Origin of the sequence: Arhodomonas aquaeolei DSM 8974, from assembly GCF_000374645.1 — a bacterium.
Lineage (GTDB): Bacteria > Pseudomonadota > Gammaproteobacteria > Nitrococcales > Nitrococcaceae > Arhodomonas > Arhodomonas aquaeolei.
Genome location: NZ_KB894801.1, coordinates 26,900 through 53,331, shown reverse-complemented (window position 1 = coordinate 53,331; position 26,432 = coordinate 26,900). Strand labels below are relative to the sequence as shown.

Sequence of the window (26,432 nt, the reverse complement as noted above, 5' to 3'; positions counted from 1 at the left end):
GAGTGTACTCAATGGGCCCGGACCAGACCAGCCGTAACGCCGTGCCGGACCTTATGGGGGCGGATGGAATCTGGCATCATACGCCCGGTCCCCGGGCGGAGTCGCCCGCGGATGGGCACGCACTCGTCGAGACCGACCCGGAGCCCATGACCCCCGAACCGTCCCTGGAACCGATCGCTCCGCACGATGACGCTTTCGTGGCGCTCTACGAGGCGACCTTCCCGGCGTGGGAGCGCGAGCCCACGCCCCGGGTGCTGGCACGACTGGATGCCGGGCGCTACCGCGGCGAGCGGCTCACGGACCCGGAAGGGCGGATCGCCGGATTCTATGTCGCGGACGTACCGCCGGGGCTTGGCTGCACAGTCTTGACGTTCCTGGCCATTGCGCCGGGGTGGCGCGGCGGGGGGCTCGGCGTACGACTGGCCACGGCGGCGGCCCGGCGGTTCGCCACCGAGGGTCCCGGGGCGTGGCTAGTGGTCGAGGCGGAGCCGCGCCCGGCGCGGCTGTATGCGCGCTGCGGCTTCCGGCGGCTGGCGCTGGACTACCGCGTGCCGCACTACGATGATCCGGCGGCCACCCAGGCGATGGCGCTGATGGTCCACCCACGCCAGCAGTGGGCGACGGCGATACCGGGTGCGACGGTCGCCCGCTGGGTACGGCAGGCCTTCATCGACGGCTACGGTCTGGCGGCCGGGGATCCACGGCTGACCGGGCAGCTGGAGCGGATACCGGAGAGGGTGAGGATTGAGGATGCTGAGCTTCGGTCAATATAGCGAGGACGGCGACTGGGTGGAGCACACCGCAGAGTCGGTGATCGCCGCCGGCCGCACCACGTTCCAGTCCTATCTGTTCTTCCGTTCGCCGGTCCACGGCGTGTGCGTGGCGCTCGACGGCGACATCCAGTCCTGCGAGGCGGACGAGGCGATCTATCACGAGGCCCTGGTGCATCCCGCGATGCTGGTCCACCCGGACCCCCGCCGGGTCCTGATCATGGGCGGCGGCGAGGGCGCGACCGCACGCGAGGTGCTGCGCCACCCCGGGGTCACCCGGGTCGTGATGGTCGACATGGATGCCGAGTTCGTCGAGCTCTGCCGCACCCACCTGGCGGGGTGGAACGCCGGCGCATTCGCGGACCCGCGGCTCGACGTGCAATGCCGCGACATCAATGAATTCCTGGACGAACCCGGCGAGGGCTTCGACGTCGTCATCGGGGACCTGGTCGACTTCAACGATCCGGACGACCCCGCCGCAGCCCTCTACAGCCGGCAGCTCTACGAGCGCCTGCGCCGCCGGCTCAACCCCGGGGCCATCACCGCGACCCAGGCCGGTGGGCTGACCACCGGCCGCACCGCGGCCCATGCCCATGTGCGCGCGACGCTCGACGCCGCCTTCACCAACGTCTCCAGCTACGGCATCGTGGTGCCGAGCTTCTACCACCTCTGGAGCTACGTCCTGGCCTCCGACGAGCGTCTCCCCGATGTCGATGCCCTGCCGATGGAGCGCTTCGCGCAGCGCGCCACCGCCCGCCGGCTGGCCCTGCCGGCCACCGGCCCGGCGAGCCTGGCGGCGACCTTCGCGTTGCCGGTCTCCATCTACGAAAAGCTCCAAAAACCCGCAACCTGAAAATATAACCTGATGTCGAACCTTCGTTACCAGCTCCTCCCGAACCGCCCGGTCGACACGGCCGATATCCTCGTGCTGCCGGTGCCGCACGAGCAGACCGTCTCCTACAAGCCCGGGACCCGTAACGGCCCCGAGGCGATCCTCGACGCAACCGCCCAGCTCGAGTACTTCGAGGAGGACGGCAACTGGTCACCGCTCATGCACATGGGCATCTGCGTGGTACCACCGCTCGGCAAGCAGCTCTACGAGCGCGCCGTCGACTACCACCGGCGGCTGGCCCGATCGGCGGCCGCGTTGCCGGACGGACCGCTGATACTTGCCCTCGGCGGCGAACACTCGATCACTCCGGCACTGGTGCAGGCACGCATGCCGGAGCCGGGCACCGTGGTCTGCCTGGATGCCCATGCCGACCTGCGCCGGCACTTCGAGGGCACCGAGCTCAGCCATGCGTGCCCGATGCATCACATCCGCGCGGCCGGGCACGGCGTCCTCCTCGCCGGCGTTCGCTCGCTGATGGACGAGGAGGCCGCACGGGTGCGCGACGACGACGCCATCGAGTGCCACCGGGACCGCGCACTCCACCGTCCGGCCGCCTGGCAGGCGCTGCTCGAACGCCTCGCCGGCCTGGACGGCCCGGTATGGCTCACGGTGGACATGGACGTGTTCAGTCCGGCGGAGGTGCCCGGCGTGGGCACGCCGCAGCCCGGCGGGCTCGGCTGGTACGACGTCGTCGAGCTGGTCGAGACGCTGATCGCCAACCCGCGCATCGATCTGCGCGGCTGCGACATTGTCGAGCTGGTCCCCGAGCCGAGCTGCGTCTCCGAGATGGTCGCCGCCAAGCTCAGCCAGCGCATGATCTCCTGCTGGGGCCGCCGGCAGGGCTTCCACGAGGCGCCCGCCACGGGCAGCCAGTCCGAGGTGAGCTATGACTGAACCTGTTACCCCGGTACCGGTCTTCCGCCCGGCCCGCCACGCCGCCCACCAGCCCCGCTGGGACTTCTCCGACGGCTACCCGCCGGTGCCATACCCGGAGGTGGCCGAGCGTATCGGCGAGGTCCTGACCGGTTTCGGCCGTACCTGGCCGCTCGCGGAACATCCCGTGGAAGGCGGCCGCGAGGAAACCGTCGCCGCGCTGCATGCCCCGGAATACCTCGCCTTCCTCCGCGGGATCGGCGAGACCCTGGAGGAGGGGGAAGAATACGTCCCCTCGATCTTCCATGGGGACCTGAGCGCCGGACCGCTGCGCTTCCGCGGCGGCATGTTCACCGCCGAGATCGGCACCCCCATCACCCGGGCGACGCGCCAGGCGGCCCTGGACTCCGCCGAGACCGCGCGCCGGGCGGCGGCGCACCTCGCCGAGCACGGCGGCCATGTCGTCGCGCTGTGCCGCCCGCCGGGCCATCATGCGGGCTACCGGCGCTATGGCGGGTACTGCTTCTACAACAATGCCTACGTCGCCGCGCGTACCCTCACCGCCGCCGGCCGGCACTGCCCGGTGCTGGACGTGGACTACCACCTCGGCGACGGCAGCGTGGAGTTCGCCGACCAGGCCGCACCGTACTTCTCGCTGCACGCCGACCCGTGGCGGAACTACCCGCACCTGGACGCCGGCTGGGACGGCGCCGGGCGGACACACGTGCACCTGGCCACGCTCGCAGAGGGCACCGACGGCGAGGCCTATCTGGCGCAGCTCGACGACGCCCTGACCGCACTGACGGCGACACGGCCGGACGCAGTGGTCCTGTCGCTGGGATTCGATACCGCGGCGACGGACACCATCCAGGATGCCGCGGTAGGGCTGACGGCGGCAGACTTCGAGGCGATCGGCGTGCGGCTGGCCGCGACCGAGCTGCCGGTGCTCGTCCTGCTGGAAGGGGGGTACGACGTCGCCGGGCTCGCCGGCTACGCGGAGGCCTTCGCCCGCGGGCTCGGCCCCGCGCCGGATCAGCGGCGGACGACGGTATGAATCACCAGGTTGCGCTCGAAGTATACGGCGAAGCCGTCGTACTGCCAGCGCGTGATCGGTGGCTCGCCGACCGGGCCCTCGCGGGTCTGCGGCTCGCCGTATCGCTCGCGCACCGTCTCCATGGTCACGCCGTTGTGCGGACCGACGCCCTTGGTCGCCTCGACCTGGTCGAGCAGCAGCGTCTCCGCCGACGCCGGGACGACGACCGAGGCGAGGAGCAGGACGGCGAGAAACACGCGTGGCATAGAACTTACTCCCTGTTGACCGCGTCCACTATAGCACCGGCCCCGACACGGCAAAACTGACGCCGCGGGCCGCCGCGCCACACCGGGAGGTGATCTTGGAGTATCCGGGGGAGCTGCGCAGGGGACGACTGCTGCGCCGCTACAAACGTTTCCTCGCCGACGTCGAGTGCGACGATGGCGAGCACCTGACGGCCCACTGCCCGAACACCGGCTCGATGCTCGGCTGCGCCGAGCCGGGGCAGGCGGTGTGGTTGAGCCACTCCACCCGCCCCGGACGCAAGTACGCGTGGACCTGGGAGCAGGTCGCCGTGGCCGACGGCGTGCGCGTGGGCATCCACACCGGGCGCACCAACGACGTGGTCGCCGACGCCCTGGCCGCGGGCTGGTTCCCGGAGCTCGGCGACACCGCCCGGCTCCGGCGTGAGGTCGGGGTGCCGGACGAGCCCATGCGTGCCGACTTCCTGGTGACCGACAGCGACGGCACGGAGCGGTTCGTGGAGGCGAAGAACGTCACCGCCGCGGTCACGGACGGCGTCGCGCTGTTCCCGGACGCGGTGAGCACGCGCGGTACCCGCCACCTGGAGGTGCTCTCGCGCCTCGCCCGCGCGGGATTGCGCCCGAGCCTGATATTCTGCGTCCAGCGTACGGATGTGACCGAGGTCCGTCCGGCCGACGACATCGATCCCGACTACGGACGGGCACTGCGTGCGGCGATCGCCGACGGCGTCGGCGTCTACGCCTTCACCGCCGCGCCGGGCGACCACGCCATCGAGCCCGCCCGGCGGGTGCCCGTCATCTGTCCCTGACCCAGCAAAGGGCCCGGCATGTTCAAGCCGTTACAGCTGTATATCGGACTGCGCTACACCCGTGCGAGACGCCGCAACCACTTCGTCTCGTTCATCTCGGCCTCCTCGATGCTCGGCATCGCCGTGGGCGTTACCGCGCTCATCACCGTGCTCTCGGTGATGAACGGCTTCGAGTCGGAGCTGCGCGACCGCATCCTCGGGATGGTTGCCCACGGCACCGTCAGCGGCTACCAGCAGCCGCTGGAGGACTGGGCCGGCCTCACCGAACGCCTCGGCCAGCGCCCCGAGGTCAAGGGGGCCGCCCCTTACGTGCGCGGCGAGGTCATGATCACCCGGGGCAAAGAGGTCACCGGCGCGCTGATACGCGGCGTGCTCCCGGACAAGGAGCGCGGCGTATCCAGCGTCGACGACAACATGGTCACCGGCAGCCTCTCCGCACTCACTCCGGGGGATTACGGCATCGTCCTCGGCCAGGGGCTCGCCGACCGGCTGGGCGTCGGCCGTGGCGACACCGTCACCGTGGTCGCCCCGGAGGCCCGGGTCTCCGTCGCCGGTGTGCTGCCACGGCTGCGTCGCTTCCACGTGGTCGGCGTGTTCTCGGTGGACATGTCCCAGTACGACAACTCGCTGGCGCTCATCCAGCTCAAGGACGCGCAGACGCTGTTCCGCACCGGGGACGCCGTTACCGGGATACGCCTGGAGTTCGACAACCTGTTCGATGCACCGCGGCTCGTGCGCCAGATCGCGCAGGACCTGCCGGGGCTCTACCGGATCTCCGACTGGACCATGCAGAACCGCAACTTCTTCCGCGCCGTGCAGACCGAGAAGACGGTGATGTTCGTCATCCTGCTGCTGATCGTGGGCGTGGCGGCGTTCAATATCGTCTCCACCCTGGTGATGGTGGTGACCGACAAGCGTTCGGACATCGCGATACTGCGCACCCTCGGTGCCAGCCCGCGCAGCATCATGGGGATATTCATCGTACAGGGCGCGGTCCTGGGCATCGCCGGTACACTCATCGGCGTGCTCGGCGGCGTCGCGCTGGCGCTCAACGTCGAGACCATCGTGCCGGCCATCGAGCAGCTCTTTCACACCAAGTTCCTACCGGCGGATGTCTATCTGATCAGCACCTTACCTTCGGAACTTCATCAGGGGGATGTAGTGCACATAACCCTCGCCGCCCTCGGTCTGTCGCTGCTCGCGACCCTATACCCGGCGTGGCGCGCCTCGCGCGTCGCCCCCGCGGAGGCCCTGCGCTATGAGTGAGACCGATACCGTGCTCGCCTGCGAGGATCTGGCACTGAGCTTCCGCGAGGGCAACGACCGCCTGCAGGTTCTCGACGGCGTCTCCCTGCAGGTCCGCCGGGGCGAGCAGCTCGCCGTCGTCGGTCGCTCCGGCTCCGGCAAGAGCACGCTGCTGCACCTCCTCGGCGGGCTCGAGAGCGCCGAACGCGGGCGGGTCTGGGTGGACGGCCAGTGCCTCACCGAGCTCGGCCCCGTGCCCCGGGGACGCCTGCGCAACCGCGCCCTCGGTTTCATCTACCAGTTTCATCATCTGTTGCCGGAGTTCACCGCGCTGGAGAACGTGGCGATGCCGTTGCTCATCGGCGGCAGCAGCACCCGCAGCGCCCGTGAGGCCGCGGCCTCGATGCTGGAGCGTGTCGGGCTCACGGCGCGCCACCGTCACAAGCCGGGAGAGCTGTCCGGTGGCGAGCGCCAGCGCGTAGCGATCGCCCGGGCGCTGGTGACCGAGCCCGCCTGCGTGCTCGCCGACGAGCCCACGGGCAATCTCGACTGGCAGACCGCGGAGTCGGTGTTCGAACTGTTCCAGGCGGTAAACCGGGATCACGGCACCAGCGTGGTGGTGGTCACCCACGACCGCGCGCTCGCCGCACGGCTGGACCGAACCGTTACCCTCGAGGACGGCCGGCTGCGCGACGCTGGCGACGACGCCGGCGCTGGCGCAGATGGGCGATGATATAGAACCGCCAGAGCAGGTGGACGCTGCCGTAGCCGGCCAGGGACACGAGCAGGCCGGTGACCACCGAGCCCAGCAGCAGCGGGCGCCAGATGGCGCCCAGCTCGTGCCAGAACCACGCGAGGTTGGGCTCGAAGGCCGCGGGGAAGACGGGCGTGCCCAGGAACCACGTCCCTACCATGTAGGTGAAGTAGAACAGCGCGGGCATGGTCAGCGGGTTGCTGACCCAGACCAGCGCCACCGACAGCACGATATTCACACGGAAGAAGATCGCGAGTGCCGCGGCGAGGATCATCTGGAACGGTATCGGCAGGAACGCCGTGAACAGCCCCACGGCGACACCGCCGGCAACGGAGCGGCGGTTGAGGTGGAGCAGGAAGGGGTCCTCCAGGAGACGGCCGAGCCACCGCAGTTCCCGCCGCCCGGTGACCCGATGCGGTTCGGGTAGGTATCGCTTGAGAAACCGCCTCGGCATGGTACCCCCCTGTCGCTGGCGCACATACTAACCCGCTCATTGGCATTGTCACCCCTCGGCGCGCTTGTCCGTCCGGCCGTGGGGACGCCGGGGGAGCGCGGTAGCCGTCGCCGAATCGGCCACGGCGGCCGTGCCGGTGACCGGGCGGTGTCCGCCGCGACGGCGGGGTGAACGGCTGACGACAGGAGGGCCACAGGGATGGTGGCATGGGTCTTGGGTCTGCTGGTGCCGGTACACGTGCCGGCGGCGTCGGCGGCATGGGCGCTGTCGACGGCGTTCGCACTGGTGCTGCTTGCCCCGGCGCGGCACCCGCTCGCACGGCGACTGGCGCTGTTCGGCGCCGCGGTCGCCTGGGCCGCAACCGTGATGGCACTGGACCTCGAAGCGCGCCTGCCGGAGGCCCGCTCCGGCGACGATTTTACCGTGACCGGCGAGGTCGCCGCGCTGCCGGAGGACAACGGCCGGCTCACCCGGCTCGTCCTGGATGTCGACACCATCGATCCGGCGCTGCCGCGGCGGCCGGAGCGGATGCGCCTGAGCTGGTACGGCGAGGCCCCGGTGGTCCGCGCCGGCGAGCGCTGGCGACTTCGCGTCCGTCTCAAGCGCCCCCGGGGCTTCATGAATCCGGTTCGCTTTGACTACGAGGCCTGGCTGACCCGCCGGGGCATCAGCGCCACCGGCTACATCCACGGTGGCGAACGGCTCGCCGCAGCGGCCGGGGTGGCCGGCTGGCGCGGCCGCCTCGCCGGAACGCTGGCAACACGGCTGGGCGGCGGCGGCGACGGCGCCGCCGTCGTCCGGGCCCTGCTGGTGGGCGACCGCCGAGGGATCTCCGGCGACCTCTGGAAGACCCTGCGCACCCTCGGCGTCACGCACCTCGTGGCGATCTCCGGGCTGCACATCGGCCTCGTCGCCGGACTTGCCGGTCTTCTTTCGGCGGCATTGTGGCGGCGGGTGCCGGCGTTCGCGCGGCGCTGGCCGGCCAGCGTCGCCGGCGCCCTATGTGGCATGTCGGCGGCGCTCGCGTATGCGGCCGCCGCCGGCTTTTCGCTGCCGACCCGCCGGGCACTGGTGATGGCCGCGGTTGTCGCCGGCGCGCTGTTATGGCGCCGCCGGCCGTCACGCTGGCGCGGACTGACGCTGGCCGCCACCGCGGTACTCACGCCCGACCCCTGGGCGTCGCTGTCCCCCGGCTTCTGGCTGTCGTTCGGTGCTGTCGCCCTAATCCTCCTGGCATGGCGGCCAGGGCGGCGCAGACTCGGCGGCGCACTGCGCGTCCAGATCGCCGTGACCGCCGGGCTCACGCCGCTGCTGCTGCACAGCTTCGGTGCGTTCTCCTGGGTCAGCGCCCCGGTCAATCTGATCGCGGTACCACTGACCGGGCTGCTCATTGTCCCGGGCGCGTTCCTCGCCGCGGCCGCGGACGCCGTATGGCCGGCCGGCCACGTCCTGACGGCCTTCGCGGCAGTGTTGGACACCGTGCTGACGGCCGCCGCATGGCTCGCCGAGCGGATCACGATGGTTCGGCCAGGGCCGCTGGCACCCGCGTTCTGGCCGCTGCTCGGCGCCGCCGGCGGCATCGCGCTGCTACCCCGCGGTTTCCCCGGGCGATGGCTCACGCTCGCCCTCGCCGGGCTGGCGCTGACCGCACCGTCACCGCCCCGGCCAGCCCTGAAGGTCACCTTCGTGGAGGTGGGGCAGGGTGCGGCCACCGTCGTCGAAACCCGGCGGCACGTGCTTGTCTTCGACACCGGGCCGCGCTGGGGCGCCGGCGCCAGTGCCGCACGTTACAGCCTGGTGCCCTATCTCCGCGGGCACGGGGTGAGTACCATCGACCGTCTGGTGGTCAGCCACGCGGACGCAGACCACGCTGGCGGGCTGGCGGCAGTGCGCCGCGCCGTCGCTGTGGACCGGCTGGTCAGCGGCGAACCCGGCGAGACGGGGGGCTCGCCCTGTCGTGCCGGCCAGTCGTGGCGCTGGGACGGCGTCACATTCCGGATGCTCGCGCCGGTGGAGACCGGTCGAAGCGGTAACGCCGCCTCCTGTGTGCTCGTGGTGGACACCGGCAGGCACCGCGTTCTTCTCACCGGCGACCTGGTCGCCGCCGACGAACCCGCGGTGGCCGCCCGAATCCGGAGCCCGGTAGACGTTCTGCAGGTGGGCCACCACGGCAGTGCGACGTCCACCACGCCGGGCCTGCTGCGGGCGGCCCGGCCCCGGCTCGCAGTGATATCCGCCGGCTACGACAACCGTTATGGCCTGCCGGCCCCCGCCGTGGTCGCGCGGCTCGCGCGCTGCGGCGCCCGTGTGGTCAACCTCGCCGAGAGCGGCGCAGTGACCGTGCGCGAGACCGGCGCCGGCGCCTGGTGGGTGCGGCGGGAACGCCCTGCACGCCGGCGCCTCTACCACGAACGCCCGCACGGAGTTCAGGCGGGCCGGCAAAATCGGTATGATTCCGGGCGACTAGGCGATCGCCCCGACAACGGAGGTGGCAAGACGTGTGGGAACTGGTCAAGGCCGGCGGCTGGCTGATGCTGCCCATCATCGTGTGCTCGGTGCTGGCGCTGGCCATCGTCATCGAGCGGCTGTGGTCGCTGCAGCGTAACCGCGTCCTGCCCAGGCACCTGGTCGCGGAGGTCTGGAACAAGCTCAAGGTGGACGCGATGGACGGCGACGCCATCCGCAACCTGCGACGGCACTCCCCGCTCGGGCGCGTACTCGCCGCCGGTGTGATCAACCGGCACCTCAGCCGCGAGGTGATGATGGAGAGCATCGAGGATACCGGTCGCCACGAGGCCCACAACCTCGAGCGCTACCTCAACACCCTCGGCACCATCGCCGCGATCAGCCCGCTACTGGGCCTGCTCGGCACGGTGGTCGGCATGATCGACGTGTTCAGCACCATCTCCAGCCACGGCGTCGGCAACGCGCCGGCGCTCGCCGGCGGCATTTCCCAGGCGCTGATCACCACCGCCGCCGGGCTCGTGGTGGCGATCCCCGCACTGATGGCATACCGCTACCTGCGCGGCCGCGTCGATGAGCTGATCGTGGACATGGAGCAGCAGGCCCTCAAGCTCGTCGAGGCCATCCACGGCCAGCGGCCGGCGAACGAGGGGAGGGCGGCGTGAACCTGAGCCCGCGACGCCGTGACGAGCCCGAGATCAACCTGACCCCGCTGATCGACGTGGTCTTCCTGATGTTGATCTTCTTCATGGTCAGCACCACGTTCGTTCAGCAGACACGCCTGGACGTGACCCTGCCCAGCGCGGAACAGTCCGCCACGACCCCGGAGCGCGAGACGCTGCACGTGACTATTTCCCCGGACGGACGAATCAGCGTGGACGGACGCACGCTCGCCAACGGCAAGGTCGCCACCATCCGCCAGGCCCTGGAGGACGCGCTCGGCGACCGTGACGCCGCCGATGTGCCGGTCGTGGTGGACGCTGACGCCAACGCACGCCACCAGGTGGTGGTACGCGCCCTCGACGCGGCCGGCCAAGCGGGGCTCACCCACGTCGGCATGGCCGCGGCGGCCGGCGCACAGCCATGACGGATCCGGGGCTGAACGCCGTCGCCCGCCCGGGCGACGGCGGCGTGTACCGCCGCCTTCTCGGTTACGTGCGCCCCTACTGGGGCATAGCGCTGGTCGCGGTGATCGGCATGGTGGTCAGCGGCGGCATGGAGAGCGTGTTCGCCTGGCTGATGAAGCCCATGCTGGACCGTGGCTTCGTCGAGCGGGACCCGGAGATGATCCGGCTGATCCCGTTCGCCCTCATGGGCATCTTCCTGCTCCGTGGCGTGGCGAGCTTCGGCGCGAGCTTCGGGATGATGTGGGTGAGCCGGCGGGTGATCCACGAGCTGCGCAGCCAGGTTTTCGAGCGGCTGCTCACGCTGCCCAAGCGCTACTTCGACAACAGCTCCTCAGCGCGGCTGCTCTCGCGGCTGACCTACAACGTGGAGCAGGTGGCACAGGCGGGCACGGACGCGCTCATCGTGCTGGTGCGTGACAGCGCCACCGCCGTCGCTCTGCTCGGCTACATGTTCTTCGTGAGCTGGCGTCTGGCGCTGATCTTCCTCGGCCTCGGCCCGATACTGGCAGTGCTGGTGGTCTACATCAGCAAGCGCTTCCGGCGCCTGAGCCGCCGTATCCAGGGCAGTGTCGGCAGCGTCGCCTACGTGGCCGAGGAGGCCATAGAGGGCCACGAGGTGATCAAGGTCTTCGGCGCACAGGCTCACGAGCGCCGGCGTTTCGGCAGCGTCAACGACCTCAACATGCGCCAGTACATCAAGTTCTCCGCCACCAAGGCGCTGAGCACGCCGGTGGTGCAGTTCGTCTCCGCCGCCGCGCTGTCATTCGTGATCTACCTGGCGACCCGCCAGGAGATGATCGCCGAGGTCACGGTGGGCGGGTTCGTGTCGTTCATCACCGCCATGCTGCTGCTCATGCAACCGCTCAAGCGTCTGACCAACGTGAACTCGACGATCCAGCGCGGCATCGCCGCCGGCGAGAGCATCTTCGAGGTCATCGACGAGACGCCGGAGACCGACAACGGCACGCTCACCCTGGACCGCGCCGAGGGACGGGTCAGCTTCGAGGACGTCGGCTTTGCCTACGACCCCGCCGGCCCCGCGGTCCTCACCGACATCCACATGGACGTGCCGGCCGGCGAGACCGTCGCGGTGGTAGGCCGCTCGGGCAGCGGCAAGACCACCCTGGTCAACCTCCTGCCGCGCTTCTACGAGCCCGTCAGCGGTACCATCCGCCTGGACGGCATCCCGCTCACCGACTACCGGCTCCATGACCTGCGCCGCCAGATCGCGCTCGTCGGCCAGCAGGTCGTGCTGTTCAACGACACCATCGCCGCCAATATCGCCTTCGGCGCCGCCGGCGAAGCCGACCGCGCCGACGTGGAACGCGCGGCGGCGCTGGCGAACGCCCGCGAGTTCATCGAGGCGCTGCCCCGGGGCTTCGACACCGTGGTGGGGGAGAACGGCGTGATGCTCTCCGGCGGTCAGCGCCAGCGCATCGCCATTGCCCGGGCCCTGCTCAAGGATGCCCCGATCCTGGTCCTGGACGAGGCCACCTCGGCGCTGGACACGGAATCCGAGTACCACATCCAGCGGGCGCTGGAGACGCTGATGCGCGGGCGCACGACCTTCGTCATCGCGCACCGGCTGTCCACGATCGAGGCCGCGGACCGGATCCTCGTGCTCGATGGCGGCCGCATCATCGAGAGCGGCGACCACGATACGCTCATCGAACGGGGCGGGGCGTACGCCGCGCTGCACCGCATGCAGTTCCGTAATCAGCAACCGGAACGTCAGGGCGCCGGCGAATGACGGGCATCCCGGGCTGGTGGCTACACCGCCGCCTGACGGACCGGCTGCTGTCACCACTGGGCGCACTCTACGCCGCTGCCGGACGGGCCCGCCGTCGCTACTGGCAATCACGGGCGGTACGCCTGCCGGTGCCGGTGCTCGTGGTGGGCAACCTGTTCGTGGGCGGCAGCGGCAAGACACCGCTGGTCATTCACCTCGCGGAGCACCTCCGGAACCGTGGCCGGCGCTGCGGCGTCGTGCTCCGGGGCTACGGCGGCGGTGCCCGGCACTGGCCGCAGCGCGTCGCCCCGGACAGCGACCCCGCGGCAGTGGGTGACGAGGCGGTGCTGATCGCACGGCGCACGGGCTGCCCGGTCGCTGCCGGTCCCGACCGCGTCGCCGCGGCCCGGCTGCTGGTGGAGGCGGGATGCGATCTGATCGTGAGCGACGACGGCATGCAGCACTACCGCCTGCACCGGGACGCGGAAATCGCCGTGGTGGATGCCGCGCGGGGGCTCGGCAACCGTCGCTGCCTGCCTGCCGGGCCGCTGCGGGAGCCGCCGGACCGGCTCGCGGACGTGGATATCGTCATCGCCCAGGGCGCGGCATGGCCCGGGGCCAGGGGCCATTACGCACTGGCGCCCGGCGAGCTCCGGCCGCTGTCCGGTGACACCGGGCCGACGCCGCATGCCGGGCAGCGGGTGCACGCCGTCGCCGGGATCGGGCATCCCGGGCGCTTTTTCGCCACACTACGCACGATGGGCTACGAGGTGATCCCCCATGCCTTCGCCGACCACCATGCCTTTGTGCCTGGAGAGCTCGACTTCGGCGACGGCCTGCCGGTGATCATGACCGAGAAGGACGCCGTGAAATGCCCCGGGGCCTCGCAGGCGTGGTTCCTGCCGGTGACCGCTGTTCCGGACCCGGCAGCGGCGGCCGCGATAGACCGTCTCCTGGACCGCCTCACACAAGGAGGGCAAGCGAGCTGATGCAGGCATTCACCGTTGTCATCCCGGCGCGTTACGCCTCGACGCGCCTGCCCGGCAAGCCGCTGATCGAGCTCGCCGGCGAGCCGATGATCGCCCACGTCATCCGCCGCGCCCGCGAGAGCGGTGCCGCCCGGGTGATCGTCGCCACCGACGACGCCCGGATAGCGGGCGCCTGCAGCGCCATCGGGAGCGAGGTGGTGCACACGGACCCGGCACACCCCACCGGCACCGACCGCCTCGGCGAGGTGGTCCGGCACTGCGGACTGGCGGACGACGCCATCGTGGTCAACCTCCAGGGCGACGAGCCGTTGATGCCGCCCGCACTACTGCAGGGGGTCGCCGATGCCCTGGAGCATCACCGCGACGCCGACATCGCGACCCTGTCCACGCCGCTGGACGCCGACATGGCGGCGCGGCCGGACGTGGTGAAGGTCGTCACCGACCGTCACGGCTACGCCCTGTATTTCAGCCGCGCGCCGATCCCCTACGTGCGCGACGGCGCCCCGCACCCGGGGCTGCACCACCGCCATCTCGGCGTCTACGGATACCGCGCCGGGTTCCTCCGTGCCTTTGCCTCACTGGAACCCAGCCCGCTGGAAGAGGCCGAAAAGCTCGAGCAGCTACGCGCCCTGTGGCACGGCTACCGCATTCATGTCGCGCCCGCGCCGGCGGTACCCGGGCACGGCGTGGACACGCCGGAGGACGTCTCCCGGGTCACGGCGGCGCTGCGCGACGGGTCCCCGGAATGATCCGGCGGCAACCTCACGCCCCGGGGCCGGCCCACACCACGCGCGGGTGCGGGCCCACTGTTACCGACACGATGGAGACAGAGCAAGCCTATGACTGAAAAGCGGTTTATCCGGGTCCTGATGGTGTGCATGGGCAACATCTGCCGCTCACCGACGGCGGAGGGTGTGTTCCGCGCCCACGTGGAGGCCGCCGGTCTCGGTGACATCATCGACGTCGACTCCGCAGGCACTCACGGATTCCACATCGGCCGCGCCCCGGACCGGCGTGCGCAGGAAGCGGCCACGGCCCGGGGGATCGATATTTCCGGGCTGAGAGCCCGCCAGGTGGACAGCTACGACTTCGAGGCCTTCGACTACATCCTTGCCATGGACGAGGCGAACTACGGCATCCTCGTCGCCGACGCACCGCCGTCCGCGCGGGAGCATATCCACCGTTTCCTGAGCTTCGCCGCGGACCGTCCGGAAAGCGAAGTACCGGACCCCTACTACGGCGGCGGGGACGGCTTCGAGCACGTTTTCGACCTCGTGGACGAGGCGTCCGCCGGACTGCTGACGGCCATCCGGCGCGATCACGGCCTCTGAACCGGACGAACGGCCTTCACGGCGGCATCGCAAATATGCCGCAAGTCATTATATACAAGGGAATTCTCAAGAGCCGGTCGCGCCGGCAGGAAGGCGGGTAACATACCGGGCGGCATGATGCCGCCCGGTATGCCCGTGCCGGGGCCGACCGCCCCGACGGCATCGTCCGCAGTCAGGTCACGGACGATCCGGAGCCGTGATGGACCGGTCCGCCGTCGGAGTCCGAGCCGGGGTCCGACTCGTCCGAAGACTCCTCCGTGGCGGGCGACCCGGACTCGTGACGCCGGTGATCATCATCGCCGTCCGACGCCGCAGGCTCCTCCGCCTCGGGGTTACCGGTAGCCTTCGTCGAGGACGTGTCGTGCGCCTCGTCCTCGCCGCCGACCCCGCTCCCGGTGCTCGCCGCCGTCGAGGCACCCGACTCCGGCTCCCGGTCAGCCGCTCCCGCCGCCGTCTCCGGGGCGTCGCTCACCGACGGCGCCTCCGGCTGGCCCGCAGGTGCCTTCTCCTCAACGGTGTCACCCGCTGCCGGGGATGCGGCCCGAGTCCCGGCCGCCGGCGCAGCCGCGTCCGGGGCAGGGCGGTCGCCGGACGCCTCGCCGGCGGTATCCCCCGACGTACCGGCGTCCTCCGCCGCGCGCTGCGGCTTCTCCGGCACCGCGGGCTCTGTACCCGCGGCCGTATCCTGCACCGGCGCCCCGGCCGCGGCCCCATCCGTCGCGGCAGAAGCCGCCGTACCGGTCCTGTCCGATCCCGTGGTATCAGTTCCGGCGCCCCGGGGCTGTCCGCCGTCGGCCGGGATGCGCGGCCGCCCCGACCAGCGGCGGGGATCATTGGCCGCCTCGTCGCGGCGTTTGCCGCCCTTGCGGCCCTCGCCGGACTTCTCCGGTTCGTCGGCCCCGGACCGGTCGGATTTCCTGTCCTTGCCGGAGCGGGTCCCGTCCTTGTCACGGGCCGCCTTCGCCGCGGTCTCCTTCACCGGCTTGTCGTCCCCGTCAGCCGCCACGGCACTTTCCTGCCCGGACTCGCCACCCGCCGGCTGCTTCGACGGCTTCCCGCTGCCGGCATCCTTCCCGGACTGCGGGGACGGCGCTGCAGCGGTATCCGTGTCAGCGTCACCATCGGTGCCGGCCTCGGCGGTCTCGCTGCCGTTACCTTCCTGGCCCGGACGGCTGGAACGGCGGCGACGACGGCCACCCCGGCGTCCCCGGCGGCTGCGGCCGGAGCTGCGCTGGCTGCCGCCGCGCCCGTCATCGCTGCGGGCTGTCTCACCGCCACTCTCGGACTTGCCGGCCTCGGCGGCCTCGGCCGTTTTCGTCTCGTCCGCCACCTTGGTCTCGTTTGTCTCCGCTCCGGCACTGCGACCGCGCTCATCCGCAGAGGCGGGCTTGCGGCCGCCGTTACCATTGCGCTTGCGCGGGGCGGACTCGTCATCGCCACCGCGCCGGCGGTCGCCACCACCGTCGTCCTTGCGACTCTCGCCGTCCTTGCGGCCCTTGCCGGAGCGCTCGTCCCGCTGGCCGCCGCGACCGCCTGCCTTGCCTTTCCCTTCGCCGCCGCCGGACCGGGCCTCCTGGGCCGCCTGCGCGTTGCCCTTGCTGCCGGAGCCACTCTTGCCGGAGGCCGCGGGGGCGGCCTTCGGTTGTTCTTCCTTGCGGGAGCGATCCTCCTTGCGGGAACCATCCTCGGCCGGGGTCGCCATCGCCTGACGGCGGGCGCTCTCATCCTCGCCGTCGCCGACGACGATCTTGCGCAGCCAGCCGAAAAAGCCACCCAGCGCACGGGCCGGCTCCGCCGGGAGCGCCGCAGCCGGGCGTTGCGCCTCGTTACGGGTCTGGGCCGGCTCGGACACGGTCTTGTCCTCCGCCTCGCCCTCGGAACGGCTGGCAGCGGGCCTGGACGCGGGTGCCGGCTTGCTCGGGCGCACCGATTTCACCGCGGGCTGCTCGGCCTTCGGCCGCTCCGAGGTCATGAGCCGCTCCGCCTCGCTCTGGCCCTCGTCGGAGGAGGCGAGCTGATAGCTGGCGTCGTCGTGGGAGCTGTCGTCACTGCGGATCCGATGGACCTCGTAGTGCGGCGTCTCCAGGTTGCGATTCGGGATCAGGATGATGTCGACGCTGTTGCGCTGCTCGATTTCGCTGATCGCCGAGCGCTTCTCGTTGAGGAGGAAGGTGCCTACGTCGACGGGCAGCTGGGCGAGCACCTTGCCCGTCTTGTCCTTCATCGCCTCCTCTTCGACGATGCGCAGGATCGACAGTGCCAGCGACTCGACGCTGCGGATCGTACCCTGGCCCCCGCAACGGCTGCAGATCTCCTGGCTGGACTCGCCCAGCGAGGAACGCAGGCGCTGGCGCGACATCTCCAGCAAGCCGAAGCGCGAGATGCGGCTGACCTGGACACGGGCACGGTCCTGCTTCACCGCCTCGCGCAGGCGGTTTTCCACCTCGCGCTGATTGCGGTTGGGCCCCATGTCGATGAAGTCGATGACGATCAGGCCGCCGAGGTCACGCAGGCGCAGCTGGCGCGCGATCTCATCGGCGGCCTCGAGATTGGTGTTGAAGGCGGTCTCCTCGATATCGGCGCCCTTGGTGGCACGCGAGGAGTTGATGTCGATGGAGATCAGCGCCTCGGTGTGATCGATCACGATGGCGCCGCCGCTCGGGAGCCGGACCTCGCGCTGGAACGCGGACTCGATCTGGCTCTCGATCTGGTAGCGGGTGAACAGCGGGACCTCGTCGTCGTAGCGCTTGAGCCGCGAGAGGTTCTGCGGCATCACCTGCTGCATGAACTCACGGGCCTGGCCGTAGACCTCCTCGTCGTCGATCAGGACCTCGCCGATATCCGAGCGCAGGTAGTCGCGCAGCGCACGGATGATGACGTTGCTCTCCTGATAGATCAGGAAAGGGGCGGAACGCTCATGAGCAGCCTTCTGGATGGCCTTCCAGAGATTGAGGAGATAGTCGAGGTCCCACTGAAGCTCCTCGACGGTACGGCCGACGCCCGCGGTACGCACGATCAGGCCCATGCCTTCCGGCACCTCGAGCTCGCGCAGGGCGTCGCGGATCTCCGTGCGGTCGGCACCCTCGATGCGGCGGGAGACGCCGCCGGCACGGGGATTGTTCGGCATCAGGACGAGATAGCGCCCGGCGAGGCTGACGAAGGTGGTGAGCGCCGCGCCCTTGTTGCCGCGCTCCTCCTTCTCGACCTGGACGACGACCTCCTGGCCTTCCTTGATGACGTCCTGGATGCTGACTTTGCCGGGGTCGGCGTCGTCGCCGCCCTGGAAATAGCTGCGTGCGATCTCCTTGAACGGCAGGAAGCCGTGGCGCTCCGCGCCGTACTGGACGAACGCGGCCTCGAGGCTGGGCTCGACGCGGGTGATCTTACCCTTGTAGACGTTCGCCTTCTTGCGCTCCCGGGAAGGGGTCTCGATGTCCAGGTCGTAGAGGGACTGGCCGTCCACGAGGGCGACACGCAGCTCTTCCGGCTGCGTGGCGTTGATCAGCATTCGTTTCATAACGGGGGGGTCTCCGGCGCTCGACCCGGTCAGCCGCCTCGCCAAATCCGTTGGGAAGCGATCGTGCCGCCAGCCGTGGCGCGTGCGCGCCACGACCGTCTCCGGCCAGCGCCGCAGCCCCTTCGGCCAGCCAGGGGCCGAGAAGCGCAGCAATCATTCGGGACACGATGAATCCAGACATTTCGCGGATAAGACGCCGGCGCCGGGGGGCGCATTGGCCACACGGAACATGCGTCCGCGCGGGTGATTGACAGTAACGGGCAACTGCAGTTTGGCCGCGCGCCGGTGAAGATGCCGCGCGCAGCCTGCAATCTTTATCCATGCGGCTACCGGCCGGCGCTTTGATCACGCGCTTTTGGGCCGTGTAACAGCGTTGCAAATATACCAACGTTGACAGTTGCCTTCCAAGCAATGAATGCATTGTCACCCCTGCGGCCACCGCCAGCACCGCCCTCCGGCGGGCCGGCCGGCGGCTTCGGCCGGGCGTTCGGACACTGCGAGGGGGTGACACCGGCCGTGGCCGGGTTAGTATGATGAGCTTCCGCCATAAACCTCCCTTTCTCACGCCGCGGAGCGCGCATGGGCAGTCAGGTCCGCCACATCGAGATCGACCCCGAATACGACGGCCAGCGGGTAGACAACTACATCAGCCGTGAGTTGCGTGGCGTACCGAAAAGCCTGGTCTACCGGCTGTTGCGCCGCGGCGAGGTCCGTGTCAACGGCTCACGCACCAAACCGACGTATCGCCTGCGTGCCGGTGACCGCCTGCGCCTGCCGCCCGTGCGGGAAGGCCGGGGCAGTCAGCAGGAGGCCTCGACACGGGTGCTGGAGCGGCTGCGCAGCCGCATCCTCCACGAGGACGACGACATCATCGTCGTGGACAAACCCTCCGGCATGGCAGTGCACGGCGGCAGCGGCATCGGCTACGGCGTTATCGAGGCGCTGCGCCAGCTGCGCACCGACTGCCGCTTCCTGGATCTGGTCCACCGCCTGGACCGCGACACCAGCGGCTGCCTGGTCGTCGCCAAGCGCCGGGCCGCCCTGAAACGTCTGCACGCGGCGCTGCGCGAGGGCGGGCTGGACAAGCGCTACACCGCGCTGCTCGCCGGCGGGATGAGCGCGGCGACGATACCCGTGGAGGCACGACTGGAGCGCCAGAGCGGACCGGGCGGGGAATCCATGGTCCGGGTGAGCGCGGCCGGGCGGCCGGCACGCAGCGTTTTTCACCGTCGCCGGCGCTATACCGGCTGGACCCTCGTGGACGTCGACCTCGAAACCGGGCGGATGCACCAGATCCGTGTCCATGCCGCCCACCTGGGCACGCCGCTCGCCGGCGACGACCGCTACGGCGAGCACGAACGCAACCGCGAGGCCCGCCGCCTCGGACTGCGGCGGATGTTCCTCCATGCCGCCCGGCTGTCGCTGCCCGCAGCGGACGGCACGCGGCTGACCGTGGAGGCGCCGCTGCCCACGGAACTCACCGGATTTCTCGACCGCCTTTCCGAACACCACCAGGACAAGGAGAGCTAGCAGATGGCCACGGACGAGCGCGACGACTGGGCGCAGGCGACCCTGCGCGACATCGCCCTGGAGGGCATCCGCGAGCGCCGGCGGGCGCGCCGCTGGGGCCTGCTGTTCAAATTCCTGCTGCTGGCCTACCTGGTGGCGATCCTCCTGCTCACCCTGCCGTCGCTGCAGGGCGAAGCCCAGATGCCCGGCACGGCGCCGCATACGGCCGTGGTCGACCTGGACGGCACCATCGCGGCCGACACCCCGGCCAGCGCCGACCGCGTCATCAACGGCCTGGAGGAGGCCTTCTCCGCCTCCGGGGCGCGGGCGGTCATGCTCCGCATCAACAGCCCCGGCGGCAGCCCGGTGCAGGCACGCCGGATCTACGCCGCGATCCAGCGGCTCCGTGCCGCCCATCCGGACAAACCCCTGTACGCCGTCACCGGCGACATCGCGGCGTCCGGGGCGTACTACGTCGCCGCCGCGGCTGACCGCATCTACGCCGACCCCGCATCGCTGGTCGGCTCCATCGGCGTGATCATGGGCGGATTCGGCTACACCGGGGCCATGGAGAAGCTCGGCATCGAGCGCCGGCTCTACACGGCCGGACGCAACAAGGCGATGCTCGATCCGTTCAGCGAGACAAACCCGGCGGTGGAGGAGCATGTGCAGTCGATGCTCGAGGAGATCCACCAGCAGTTCATCGACGCGGTAAAGCAGGGCCGGGGCGACCGGCTCGCCAGCGACCGCGACGACATCTTCTCCGGGCTGGTCTGGACCGGTGCCCGCGCGGTGGACCTGGGCCTGGCGGACGCACTGGCCACCCCGGACGAGGTCGCACGGGACGTCGTCGGCGTGGCCCGCACGGTGGACTACACCCCGCGGGGCGGCTTCCTGGAGCGGGTCATGAACCGCCTGGGCGTGACCGCGGTGCGTCTCGCCCAGCGGTTCGGCGGGCCGTTCACCGGTGCCGTGCGCTAGACGGTTCCGTGCCGGGTCAGGGCAGGGGTACCCCCGCCTCGCGCAGCAGTTCTGCGAGGGCGATCAGGGGCAGGCCGACGAGGGTGTTCGGGTCCCGGCCCTCGATCGCCTCGAACAGCGCGATCCCGAGGCCCTCGGCGCGGAACGCCCCCGCACAGTCCCAGGGCCGGTCCCGGTCGACGTAGCGTTCGATCTCGGCGGCGGAGAGATCGCGGAAGACGACGTCGACGGTCTCCAGGCGCTCGGCGAGCGCCCCGGTGCGGGTGTCGAGCAGGGCGAGACCGACCAGGAAACCCACCCGGCGGCCGCTGCCCGCCCGCAGCTGCGCGATCGCGCCGGCGCGATCCCCAGGCTTACCAAGGACGTGACCGTCGTCGAGACAGGCCACCTGATCGCAGCCGATGACCAGTGCGTCATCCAGGCCGGCGCCCGCCGCACGGGCCTTCTCCGCCGCCAGGCGTACAACCAGTGCGGACGGGGACTCGTCGCCGTGCCGGACTTCATCGATCTCGGGGCTCCTCTGCTCGAAGGAGAGACCCAGGCGCTCGAGGAGCGCCGCACGGTAGGGCGAGCCGGAGCCGAGAACGAGCCGCCGGGGTTCCGTCACGTCGTCACCTCCTGCGCCCGCGCGCTGGCGGGGGGTTGATGGTCGTCTGACAGCGTTTTGACACCGTCCCGTGCCGTGGATAATATGGGCTGCCTTATGCACGAGGAAACCTTGCCGCAGTTTGTCGACCTCCGCCGGCTCGGCGACGACGGCGCGAGTCTCACCGGCAGCATGCCTCTGGCAGGCCGGGAACGGCTGGCAGGGAGCCTCGTCGAGTCGACCGGCACGGCCAGCGCCGACATCCGCGTGAGCCGTGAGCCCGGCGGGCTCGTCATCGCTGAAGGGCAGGTCGATGCCGGGCTGGCACTGCAGTGTCAGCGCTGCCTCGGCACGGTGACCGTGCCGAGGCACGCGGACTTCCGCGTGGTGGTGGTCGCCACCGAGGCCGACACCGAGGGTCATGACGAGGCGGTCGTCGCGCTGGACGATCGCCTCGACGTATTCGCGCTGCTCGAGGACGAGCTGATCCTCGAGCTGCCGGTAGTGGCGCTACACGACGCCGACAGTGGCTGCGCGGACTCAAAGCAGCACTTCGGCCCGCCGGGCGAACCGGAGCCCGAGCGCGAGAATCCGTTTGCCGTCCTCGCCGAGCTCAAGCGGCGGGACGATCACTGAGTCGCTGGATCCGATACAGGAGTAGCCTCCATGGCAGTCCAACAGAACCGCAAGACCCCGTCCAAGCGCGGCATGCGCCGGTCCCACGACGCGCTGGGCAAGCCCACGCTGTCCACCGAGCAGACCACCGGCGAGACCCACCGCCGCCACCACATCTCGGCCGACGGCTACTATCGCGGCCGCAAGGTCGCCAAGGGCCAGGAAGACTGAACGAGCGGCCCCCGGCCGCGCGGCCGCCCGGACCGGGCGCGGCGGCCGTTCGCGTTGCGCCCGAGGCAGTTCGAGAGAGCAGCATGACACGGCGTCAAACCATCGCGGTCGATGCCATGGGCGGCGACCACGGTCCGGACGTGGTCGTACCGGCGGCACTCGCCGCCTGCCGCCGCCACGGGGATACGGTCAGCCTGATCCTCGTGGGCCAGGAGGATGCCCTGCGCGACGCGCTGTCCCGCCACGGCGCGGACGAGGGCGGGCAGCTGCGCGTGCACCACGCCAGTCAGCTCGTCGGCATGGACGAGCTGCCCTCACAGGCACTGCGCGCGAAAAAGGACTCGTCCATGCGGGTCGCCGTCGACCTCGTGAAGTCCGGCGAGGCCGACGCCTGCGTGAGCGCGGGCAACACCGGCGCACTGATGGCAACCGCCCGCTACGTGCTCAAGACCCTGCCGGGTATCGACCGGCCGGCGATCTGCACCACCATCCCCTGCGAGGGTGGCGCCTTCCAGATGCTCGACCTCGGTGCCAACGTGGACTGCACCGCCGAACACCTCTTCCAGTTCGCCGTCATGGGCTCGGTGCTCGCCGAGACCGTAGGCGGACTGGAGGCCCCACGGGTCGGCCTCCTCAACCTGGGCGAGGAGGAGATCAAGGGCAACGACGAGGTCAAGCAGGCCGGCCAGCTCCTGCAGGACAGCAGCCTGCACTACGTCGGCTACGTCGAGGGCGACTCGATGTTCCGTGGGGCCGCGGACGTGGTGGTCTGCGACGGCTTCACCGGCAACGTCGCGCTCAAGACCAGCGAGGGCGTCGCCGGCATGATCTCGCACTACATGCGCGAGGAATTCTGCCGTAACCTGCTCACTCGGCTCGCCGGCCTGGTCGCGATGCCGGTGCTGCGCTCGCTGCGCCGGCGGCTGGACACCCGGCGCTACAACGGCGCGAGCCTCCTCGGCTTGCGCGGCGTGGTGGTCAAGAGTCACGGTGGCGCGGATGCCGTCGCCTTCGAGCACGCCATCGACGTGGGCGTCCTGGAGGCGCGTAACGCCGTGCCGACGCTCATCGACCAGCGCCTCGGCGAGACCCTGACGAGAGGATTGCAGACGTCGTGAGCGTATACGCCAGGATCCGGGGGACGGGGAGCCACCTGCCCGAGCGGGTGGTCACCAACGAAGAGCTGGAACGTCTTGTCGAGACCTCGGACCGCTGGATCCGCGAACGCACCGGCATCGCCCAGCGGCACGTCGTTGCCGACGGTGAGACCTGCGGCGATATCGCCACGCGTGCCGCCGAGGCCGCGATGGAGGCCGCCGGCGTCGGCCCCGGCGACATCGACCTGCTCATCCTCGCGACGTCCACGCCGGACCAGGTCTTCCCCAGCACCGCCTGCCTCATCCAGCACCGGCTGGGCATCCCGGGCGGCGCCATCGCCTTCGATATTGCCGCCGCCTGCTCGGGGTTCATCTACGCCCTCGATGCAGCCGACCGTTTCATCCGCACCGGCGGCGCCCGGCGCGCCCTGGTCATCGGCGCGGAGACCTTCTCGCGCATCCTCAACTGGGAGGATCGCGGGACCTGCGTGCTGTTCGGCGACGGTGCCGGCGCGGTCATCCTGGAAGCGGACGAGACCCCCGGGGTGCTGTCGACGCACCTGCACTCCGACGGCCGCCAGGAACCGCTGCTCAACGTGCCCTGGGGCGTCTCCAAGGGCGTCGAGGCCCTCATGACCGACCCGGCCTCCGGCAAGGTCACCATGCGCGGCAACGAGGTCTTCAAGATCGCCGTGCGCACCCTGGGCGCCGTGGTGGAGGAGACCCTCGCCGCCAACGGCCTGGAGCGCGGCGACATCGACTGGCTCGTCCCCCATCAGGCAAACATCCGGATCATGGCGGCGACGGCACGCAAGCTGGAGCTGCCCATGGACCGCGTGGTGGTGACCGTGGACCGCCACGGCAACACCTCCGCGGCGTCCATCCCCCTCGCGCTGGACGTCGCCGTCCGCGACGGGCGCATACAGCCGGGGCAGCTTCTGCTGCTCGAGGCCTTCGGCGCCGGCTTCACCTGGGGCTCGGCACTGGTCCGCTTCTGACGCGCACGAGTGGAGCACAGACGATCATGACGACAGACAACACCCTCGGATTCGTCTTCCCCGGCCAGGGTTCGCAGTCGGTGGGCATGCTCGATGCGCTCGCCGGGACCTATCCGGCGGTACGTGAGACCTTCGAGGAAGCCGGCGCGATCCTCGACACCGACCTCTGGGACATCGCCGTCAACGGCCCGGAGGACAGCCTCAACCGTACCGAAATCACCCAGCCCGCGCTGCTCGCCGCGGGCGTCGCCGTATGGCGCGTCTGGCAGGCACGCGGCGGCGCCGCTCCGGGGATCATGGCGGGGCACAGCCTCGGCGAGTACACCGCGCTGGTGTGTGCCGGGGCCATGGAGTTCGCCGACGCGGTCGCGGTCGTTCACGATCGCGGCCGGTTCATGCAGAGCGCCGTGCCGGAGGGGCAGGGCGCCATGGCCGCGATCCTGGGCCTGGACGACGACGCCGTGCGCGCAGCCTGTGAGTCGGCCGCCCAGGGCGAGATCGTCGAGGCGGTGAACTACAACGCCCCCGGACAGGTGGTGATCGCCGGGGACCGGTCCGCCGTGGACCGGGCCATCGAGGCCGCCCGGGAGGCGGGCGCCAAGAAGGCGGTGGCCCTGCCGGTGAGCGTGCCGTCCCACTGCGCGCTGATGCGCCCGGCCGCGGAACGCCTGGAGGAACGGCTCGCCTCGGTCACCATCGGCGAGCCCACCGTGCCGGTGATCCACAACGTCGACGCCGAGCCGGCGGCGGACGCCGGGGCGATCCGCGAGCGACTCGTCGCCCAGCTCCACAGCCCGGTCCGCTGGGTCGACACGATCCGCACCATGCAGGCACGGGGCGTCACCCGCCTGGTCGAGGCCGGGCCGGGCAAGGTTCTCGCCGGGCTGAACCGCCGTATCGAGCGCCGCATGCCGGCGCTGCCGGTGTTCGACCCGGACACGCTTGAAAAGGCACTTCAGGAATAAGGCGCAACGTGATGTTCTCACTCGAAAACGAAACGGCACTCGTCACCGGCGCGAGCCGCGGCATCGGGCGCGCGATCGCGACCGGGCTCGGCCAGGCCGGCGCCCGGGTGGTCGGCACCGCGACCTCCGGGGCGGGCGCGGAACGCATCACCGCCCACCTCGAAGAGGCCGGTATCAAAGGCTTCGGCGTCACCCTCAACGTGACCGACGCCGACAGCGTGAGTGCGGCGGTGGCTGCCGTGACCGAGGCTTACGGCGCCCCGACGGTGCTGGTGAACAACGCGGGTATCACCCGCGACAACCTGCTCATGCGCATGAAGGACGATGAGTGGGACGACATCATCGACACGGACCTGAGCTCGGTGTACCGCATGAGCAAGGCGGTGCTACGGGGCATGATGAAGGCGCGGCGCGGACGCATCATCAACATCGCCTCGGTGGTCGGCCTGATGGGCAACAGCGGTCAGACGAACTATGCTGCGGCGAAGGCCGGGGTCATGGGCATGACCCGCTCGCTGGCACGCGAGGTCGGCACCCGCGGCATCACCGTGAACGCCGTCGCCCCGGGCTTTATCGAGACGGACATGACCGACGAGCTCAACGAGGCGCAACGCGAGGCCCTTGTCGGCCAGACACCCCTGGCCCGGCTGGGCCGGGCGGAGGACATCGCGGCGGCGGTGTGCTATCTCGCCTCGCCGGCGGCGGGTTTCGTCACCGGTGAGACGCTCAACGTCAACGGCGGCCTGTACATGGCCTGAACCGGTCGTACGCGAGTCGCTGGCATGCCCGGGACGGTTCACCTAAAATACGGCCGGATTCGGCCCGGGGTCTGACGCTGGGGGCCGCGTAGGCGGGTCGGAACTTTCTACACTCCGGAGGAAGGATCAAGATGAGCAGTATCGAAGAGCGCGTTAAGAAGATCGTCGTGGAGCAACTGGGGGTGAAGGAGGAAGAGGTGAATTCCGAGGCCTCCTTCGTCGACGATCTCGGCGCAGACTCCCTCGACACCGTCGAGCTCGTGATGGCCCTTGAGGAAGAGTTCGAGTGCGAGATCCCCGACGAGGAAGCCGAGAAGATCACCACCGTCCAGCAGGCGGTCGATTACATCAACGCCAACCTCGAGTAACGGTCCCCGTCGGATCGATACGCTGACACAGGGCCGGTCGTCGCCGGCCCTGTGCTGTTTCGGGTGGTTGGCATT

The 26,432-nt window shown here is 70.3% G+C and carries 27 protein-coding genes; 23 read left to right on the top strand and 4 right to left on the bottom strand.

Going from position 1 to position 26,432, the window contains the following annotated elements; translation table 11 throughout:
• Positions 1-11: 11 nt before the first annotated feature.
• Genes C516_RS0102530 through C516_RS0102515 form a run of 4 tightly spaced genes read left to right on the top strand, consistent with a single transcriptional unit; the run spans position 12 to position 3,589 of the window.
• Positions 12-773 (top strand): GNAT family N-acetyltransferase, encoded by a 762-nt coding sequence (locus C516_RS0102530; protein WP_018716789.1) that lies wholly within the window; start codon positions 12-14, stop codon positions 771-773.
• Positions 751-1,623, top strand: a complete 873-nt coding sequence (locus C516_RS0102525; RefSeq protein ID WP_018716788.1) for a spermine/spermidine synthase domain-containing protein — start codon at positions 751-753, stop codon at positions 1,621-1,623. The genes C516_RS0102530 and C516_RS0102525 overlap by 23 nt, the downstream gene beginning before the upstream one ends.
• A 12-nt stretch (positions 1,624-1,635) precedes the next feature.
• Entirely contained in the window at positions 1,636-2,556 is a 921-nt protein-coding gene (gene speB / locus C516_RS0102520; protein ID WP_018716787.1) for an agmatinase, read from the top strand.
• Positions 2,549-3,589, top strand: coding sequence for an arginase family protein (locus C516_RS0102515; RefSeq protein ID WP_018716786.1), 1,041 nt, complete (start codon positions 2,549-2,551; stop codon positions 3,587-3,589). Before speB ends, C516_RS0102515 begins: the two co-directional genes overlap by 8 nt.
• On the opposite strand, the gene C516_RS0102510 is transcribed toward C516_RS0102515, so the two are convergent.
• Positions 3,568-3,834: a hypothetical protein gene (locus C516_RS0102510; RefSeq protein ID WP_018716785.1), complete on the bottom strand. Its 267-nt coding sequence runs from the start codon at positions 3,832-3,834 to the stop codon at positions 3,568-3,570. The two genes, C516_RS0102515 and C516_RS0102510, sit on opposite strands and share 22 nt — an antisense overlap.
• A gap of 95 nt (positions 3,835-3,929) precedes the next feature.
• On the opposite strand from C516_RS0102510, the gene sfsA reads away from it, so the two are divergent.
• From sfsA to lolD, 3 genes are read left to right on the top strand one after another with little or no spacing between them, the layout of a single operon-like run.
• Complete coding sequence (gene sfsA / locus C516_RS0102505) at positions 3,930-4,640, top strand: DNA/RNA nuclease SfsA (RefSeq protein WP_018716784.1); 711 nt, start codon at positions 3,930-3,932, stop codon at positions 4,638-4,640.
• An 18-nt stretch (positions 4,641-4,658) separates the two neighbouring features.
• Positions 4,659-5,906 (top strand): lipoprotein-releasing ABC transporter permease subunit, encoded by a 1,248-nt coding sequence (locus C516_RS0102500; protein ID WP_018716783.1) that lies wholly within the window; start codon positions 4,659-4,661, stop codon positions 5,904-5,906.
• Positions 5,899-6,618, top strand: a complete 720-nt coding sequence (lolD, locus tag C516_RS0102495) for a lipoprotein-releasing ABC transporter ATP-binding protein LolD (RefSeq protein WP_018716782.1) — start codon at positions 5,899-5,901, stop codon at positions 6,616-6,618. The genes C516_RS0102500 and lolD overlap by 8 nt, the downstream gene beginning before the upstream one ends.
• Here the strand turns inward: lolD and C516_RS0102490 are convergent.
• Positions 6,551-7,093: a DUF2062 domain-containing protein gene (locus tag C516_RS0102490; RefSeq protein ID WP_018716781.1), complete on the bottom strand. Its 543-nt coding sequence runs from the start codon at positions 7,091-7,093 to the stop codon at positions 6,551-6,553. The genes lolD and C516_RS0102490 overlap by 68 nt on opposite strands.
• 198 nt (positions 7,094-7,291) lie before the next feature.
• Here C516_RS0102490 and C516_RS18320 point away from each other — a divergent pair, with 198 nt between their 5' ends.
• From C516_RS18320 to C516_RS0102455, 7 genes are all read left to right on the top strand, one after another.
• Positions 7,292-9,625, top strand: a complete 2,334-nt coding sequence (locus C516_RS18320) for a ComEC/Rec2 family competence protein (protein WP_018716780.1) — start codon at positions 7,292-7,294, stop codon at positions 9,623-9,625.
• Positions 9,592-10,221 (top strand): MotA/TolQ/ExbB proton channel family protein, encoded by a 630-nt coding sequence (locus tag C516_RS0102480; RefSeq protein WP_018716779.1) that lies wholly within the window; start codon positions 9,592-9,594, stop codon positions 10,219-10,221. The genes C516_RS18320 and C516_RS0102480 overlap by 34 nt, the downstream gene beginning before the upstream one ends.
• On the top strand, positions 10,218-10,643 hold the full coding sequence (locus C516_RS0102475) for an ExbD/TolR family protein (protein ID WP_018716778.1): 426 nt from the start codon (positions 10,218-10,220) through the stop codon (positions 10,641-10,643). The genes C516_RS0102480 and C516_RS0102475 overlap by 4 nt, the downstream gene beginning before the upstream one ends.
• Positions 10,640-12,433: a lipid A export permease/ATP-binding protein MsbA gene (msbA, locus tag C516_RS0102470; protein WP_018716777.1), complete on the top strand. Its 1,794-nt coding sequence runs from the start codon at positions 10,640-10,642 to the stop codon at positions 12,431-12,433. Before C516_RS0102475 ends, msbA begins: the two co-directional genes overlap by 4 nt.
• Positions 12,430-13,401 carry a tetraacyldisaccharide 4'-kinase gene (gene lpxK, locus C516_RS0102465; protein ID WP_018716776.1) on the top strand — a complete coding sequence of 324 codons (972 nt, stop codon included), beginning with the start codon at positions 12,430-12,432 and terminating at the stop codon, positions 13,399-13,401. Before msbA ends, lpxK begins: the two co-directional genes overlap by 4 nt.
• A complete protein-coding gene (kdsB, locus tag C516_RS0102460; RefSeq protein ID WP_018716775.1) occupies positions 13,401-14,150 on the top strand; it encodes a 3-deoxy-manno-octulosonate cytidylyltransferase in 750 nt (249 codons plus the stop codon). Before lpxK ends, kdsB begins: the two co-directional genes overlap by 1 nt.
• A gap of 90 nt (positions 14,151-14,240) precedes the next feature.
• On the top strand, positions 14,241-14,732 hold the full coding sequence (locus tag C516_RS0102455; protein ID WP_018716774.1) for a low molecular weight protein-tyrosine-phosphatase: 492 nt from the start codon (positions 14,241-14,243) through the stop codon (positions 14,730-14,732).
• Between the two features lie 172 nt (positions 14,733-14,904).
• Here the strand turns inward: C516_RS0102455 and rne are convergent, their stop codons facing one another.
• On the bottom strand, positions 14,905-18,249 hold the full coding sequence (rne, locus tag C516_RS18315) for a ribonuclease E (RefSeq protein WP_084594049.1): 3,345 nt from the start codon (positions 18,247-18,249) through the stop codon (positions 14,905-14,907).
• Positions 18,250-18,828: 579 nt separating this feature from the next.
• Between rne and C516_RS0102445 the strand changes: the two genes are divergently transcribed.
• Both C516_RS0102445 and C516_RS0102440 read left to right on the top strand, forming a co-directional pair.
• Positions 18,829-19,779, top strand: coding sequence for an RluA family pseudouridine synthase (locus C516_RS0102445; RefSeq protein WP_018716772.1), 951 nt, complete (start codon positions 18,829-18,831; stop codon positions 19,777-19,779).
• A 3-nt stretch (positions 19,780-19,782) separates the two neighbouring features.
• Entirely contained in the window at positions 19,783-20,739 is a 957-nt protein-coding gene (locus C516_RS0102440) for a S49 family peptidase (protein WP_018716771.1), read from the top strand.
• Between the two features lie 16 nt (positions 20,740-20,755).
• Here the strand turns inward: C516_RS0102440 and C516_RS0102435 are convergent, their stop codons facing one another.
• The gene (locus tag C516_RS0102435) at positions 20,756-21,346 is read right to left on the bottom strand and encodes a Maf family protein (protein ID WP_018716770.1); all 591 of its coding nucleotides are present in this window, start codon (positions 21,344-21,346) and stop codon (positions 20,756-20,758) included.
• A 111-nt stretch (positions 21,347-21,457) separates the two neighbouring features.
• Between C516_RS0102435 and C516_RS18310 the strand changes: the two genes are divergently transcribed.
• From C516_RS18310 to acpP, 7 genes are all read left to right on the top strand, one after another.
• Positions 21,458-21,961, top strand: coding sequence for a YceD family protein (locus tag C516_RS18310; RefSeq protein ID WP_169509121.1), 504 nt, complete (start codon positions 21,458-21,460; stop codon positions 21,959-21,961).
• A 30-nt stretch (positions 21,962-21,991) separates the two neighbouring features.
• Positions 21,992-22,171, top strand: a complete 180-nt coding sequence (rpmF, locus tag C516_RS0102425; protein WP_018716768.1) for a 50S ribosomal protein L32 — start codon at positions 21,992-21,994, stop codon at positions 22,169-22,171.
• An 83-nt stretch (positions 22,172-22,254) separates the two neighbouring features.
• On the top strand, positions 22,255-23,289 hold the full coding sequence (gene plsX, locus C516_RS0102420; RefSeq protein WP_018716767.1) for a phosphate acyltransferase PlsX: 1,035 nt from the start codon (positions 22,255-22,257) through the stop codon (positions 23,287-23,289).
• Positions 23,286-24,266 carry a beta-ketoacyl-ACP synthase III gene (locus C516_RS0102415; protein WP_084594048.1) on the top strand — a complete coding sequence of 327 codons (981 nt, stop codon included), beginning with the start codon at positions 23,286-23,288 and terminating at the stop codon, positions 24,264-24,266. The genes plsX and C516_RS0102415 overlap by 4 nt, the downstream gene beginning before the upstream one ends.
• A gap of 26 nt (positions 24,267-24,292) precedes the next feature.
• A complete protein-coding gene (gene fabD, locus C516_RS0102410; RefSeq protein WP_018716765.1) occupies positions 24,293-25,231 on the top strand; it encodes an ACP S-malonyltransferase in 939 nt (312 codons plus the stop codon).
• Positions 25,232-25,242: 11 nt separating this feature from the next.
• The gene (gene fabG / locus C516_RS0102405; RefSeq protein ID WP_018716764.1) at positions 25,243-25,989 is read left to right on the top strand and encodes a 3-oxoacyl-ACP reductase FabG; all 747 of its coding nucleotides are present in this window, start codon (positions 25,243-25,245) and stop codon (positions 25,987-25,989) included.
• Between the two features lie 131 nt (positions 25,990-26,120).
• Complete coding sequence (gene acpP, locus C516_RS0102400; RefSeq protein ID WP_018716763.1) at positions 26,121-26,357, top strand: acyl carrier protein; 237 nt, start codon at positions 26,121-26,123, stop codon at positions 26,355-26,357.
• Positions 26,358-26,432: the final 75 nt, after the last annotated feature.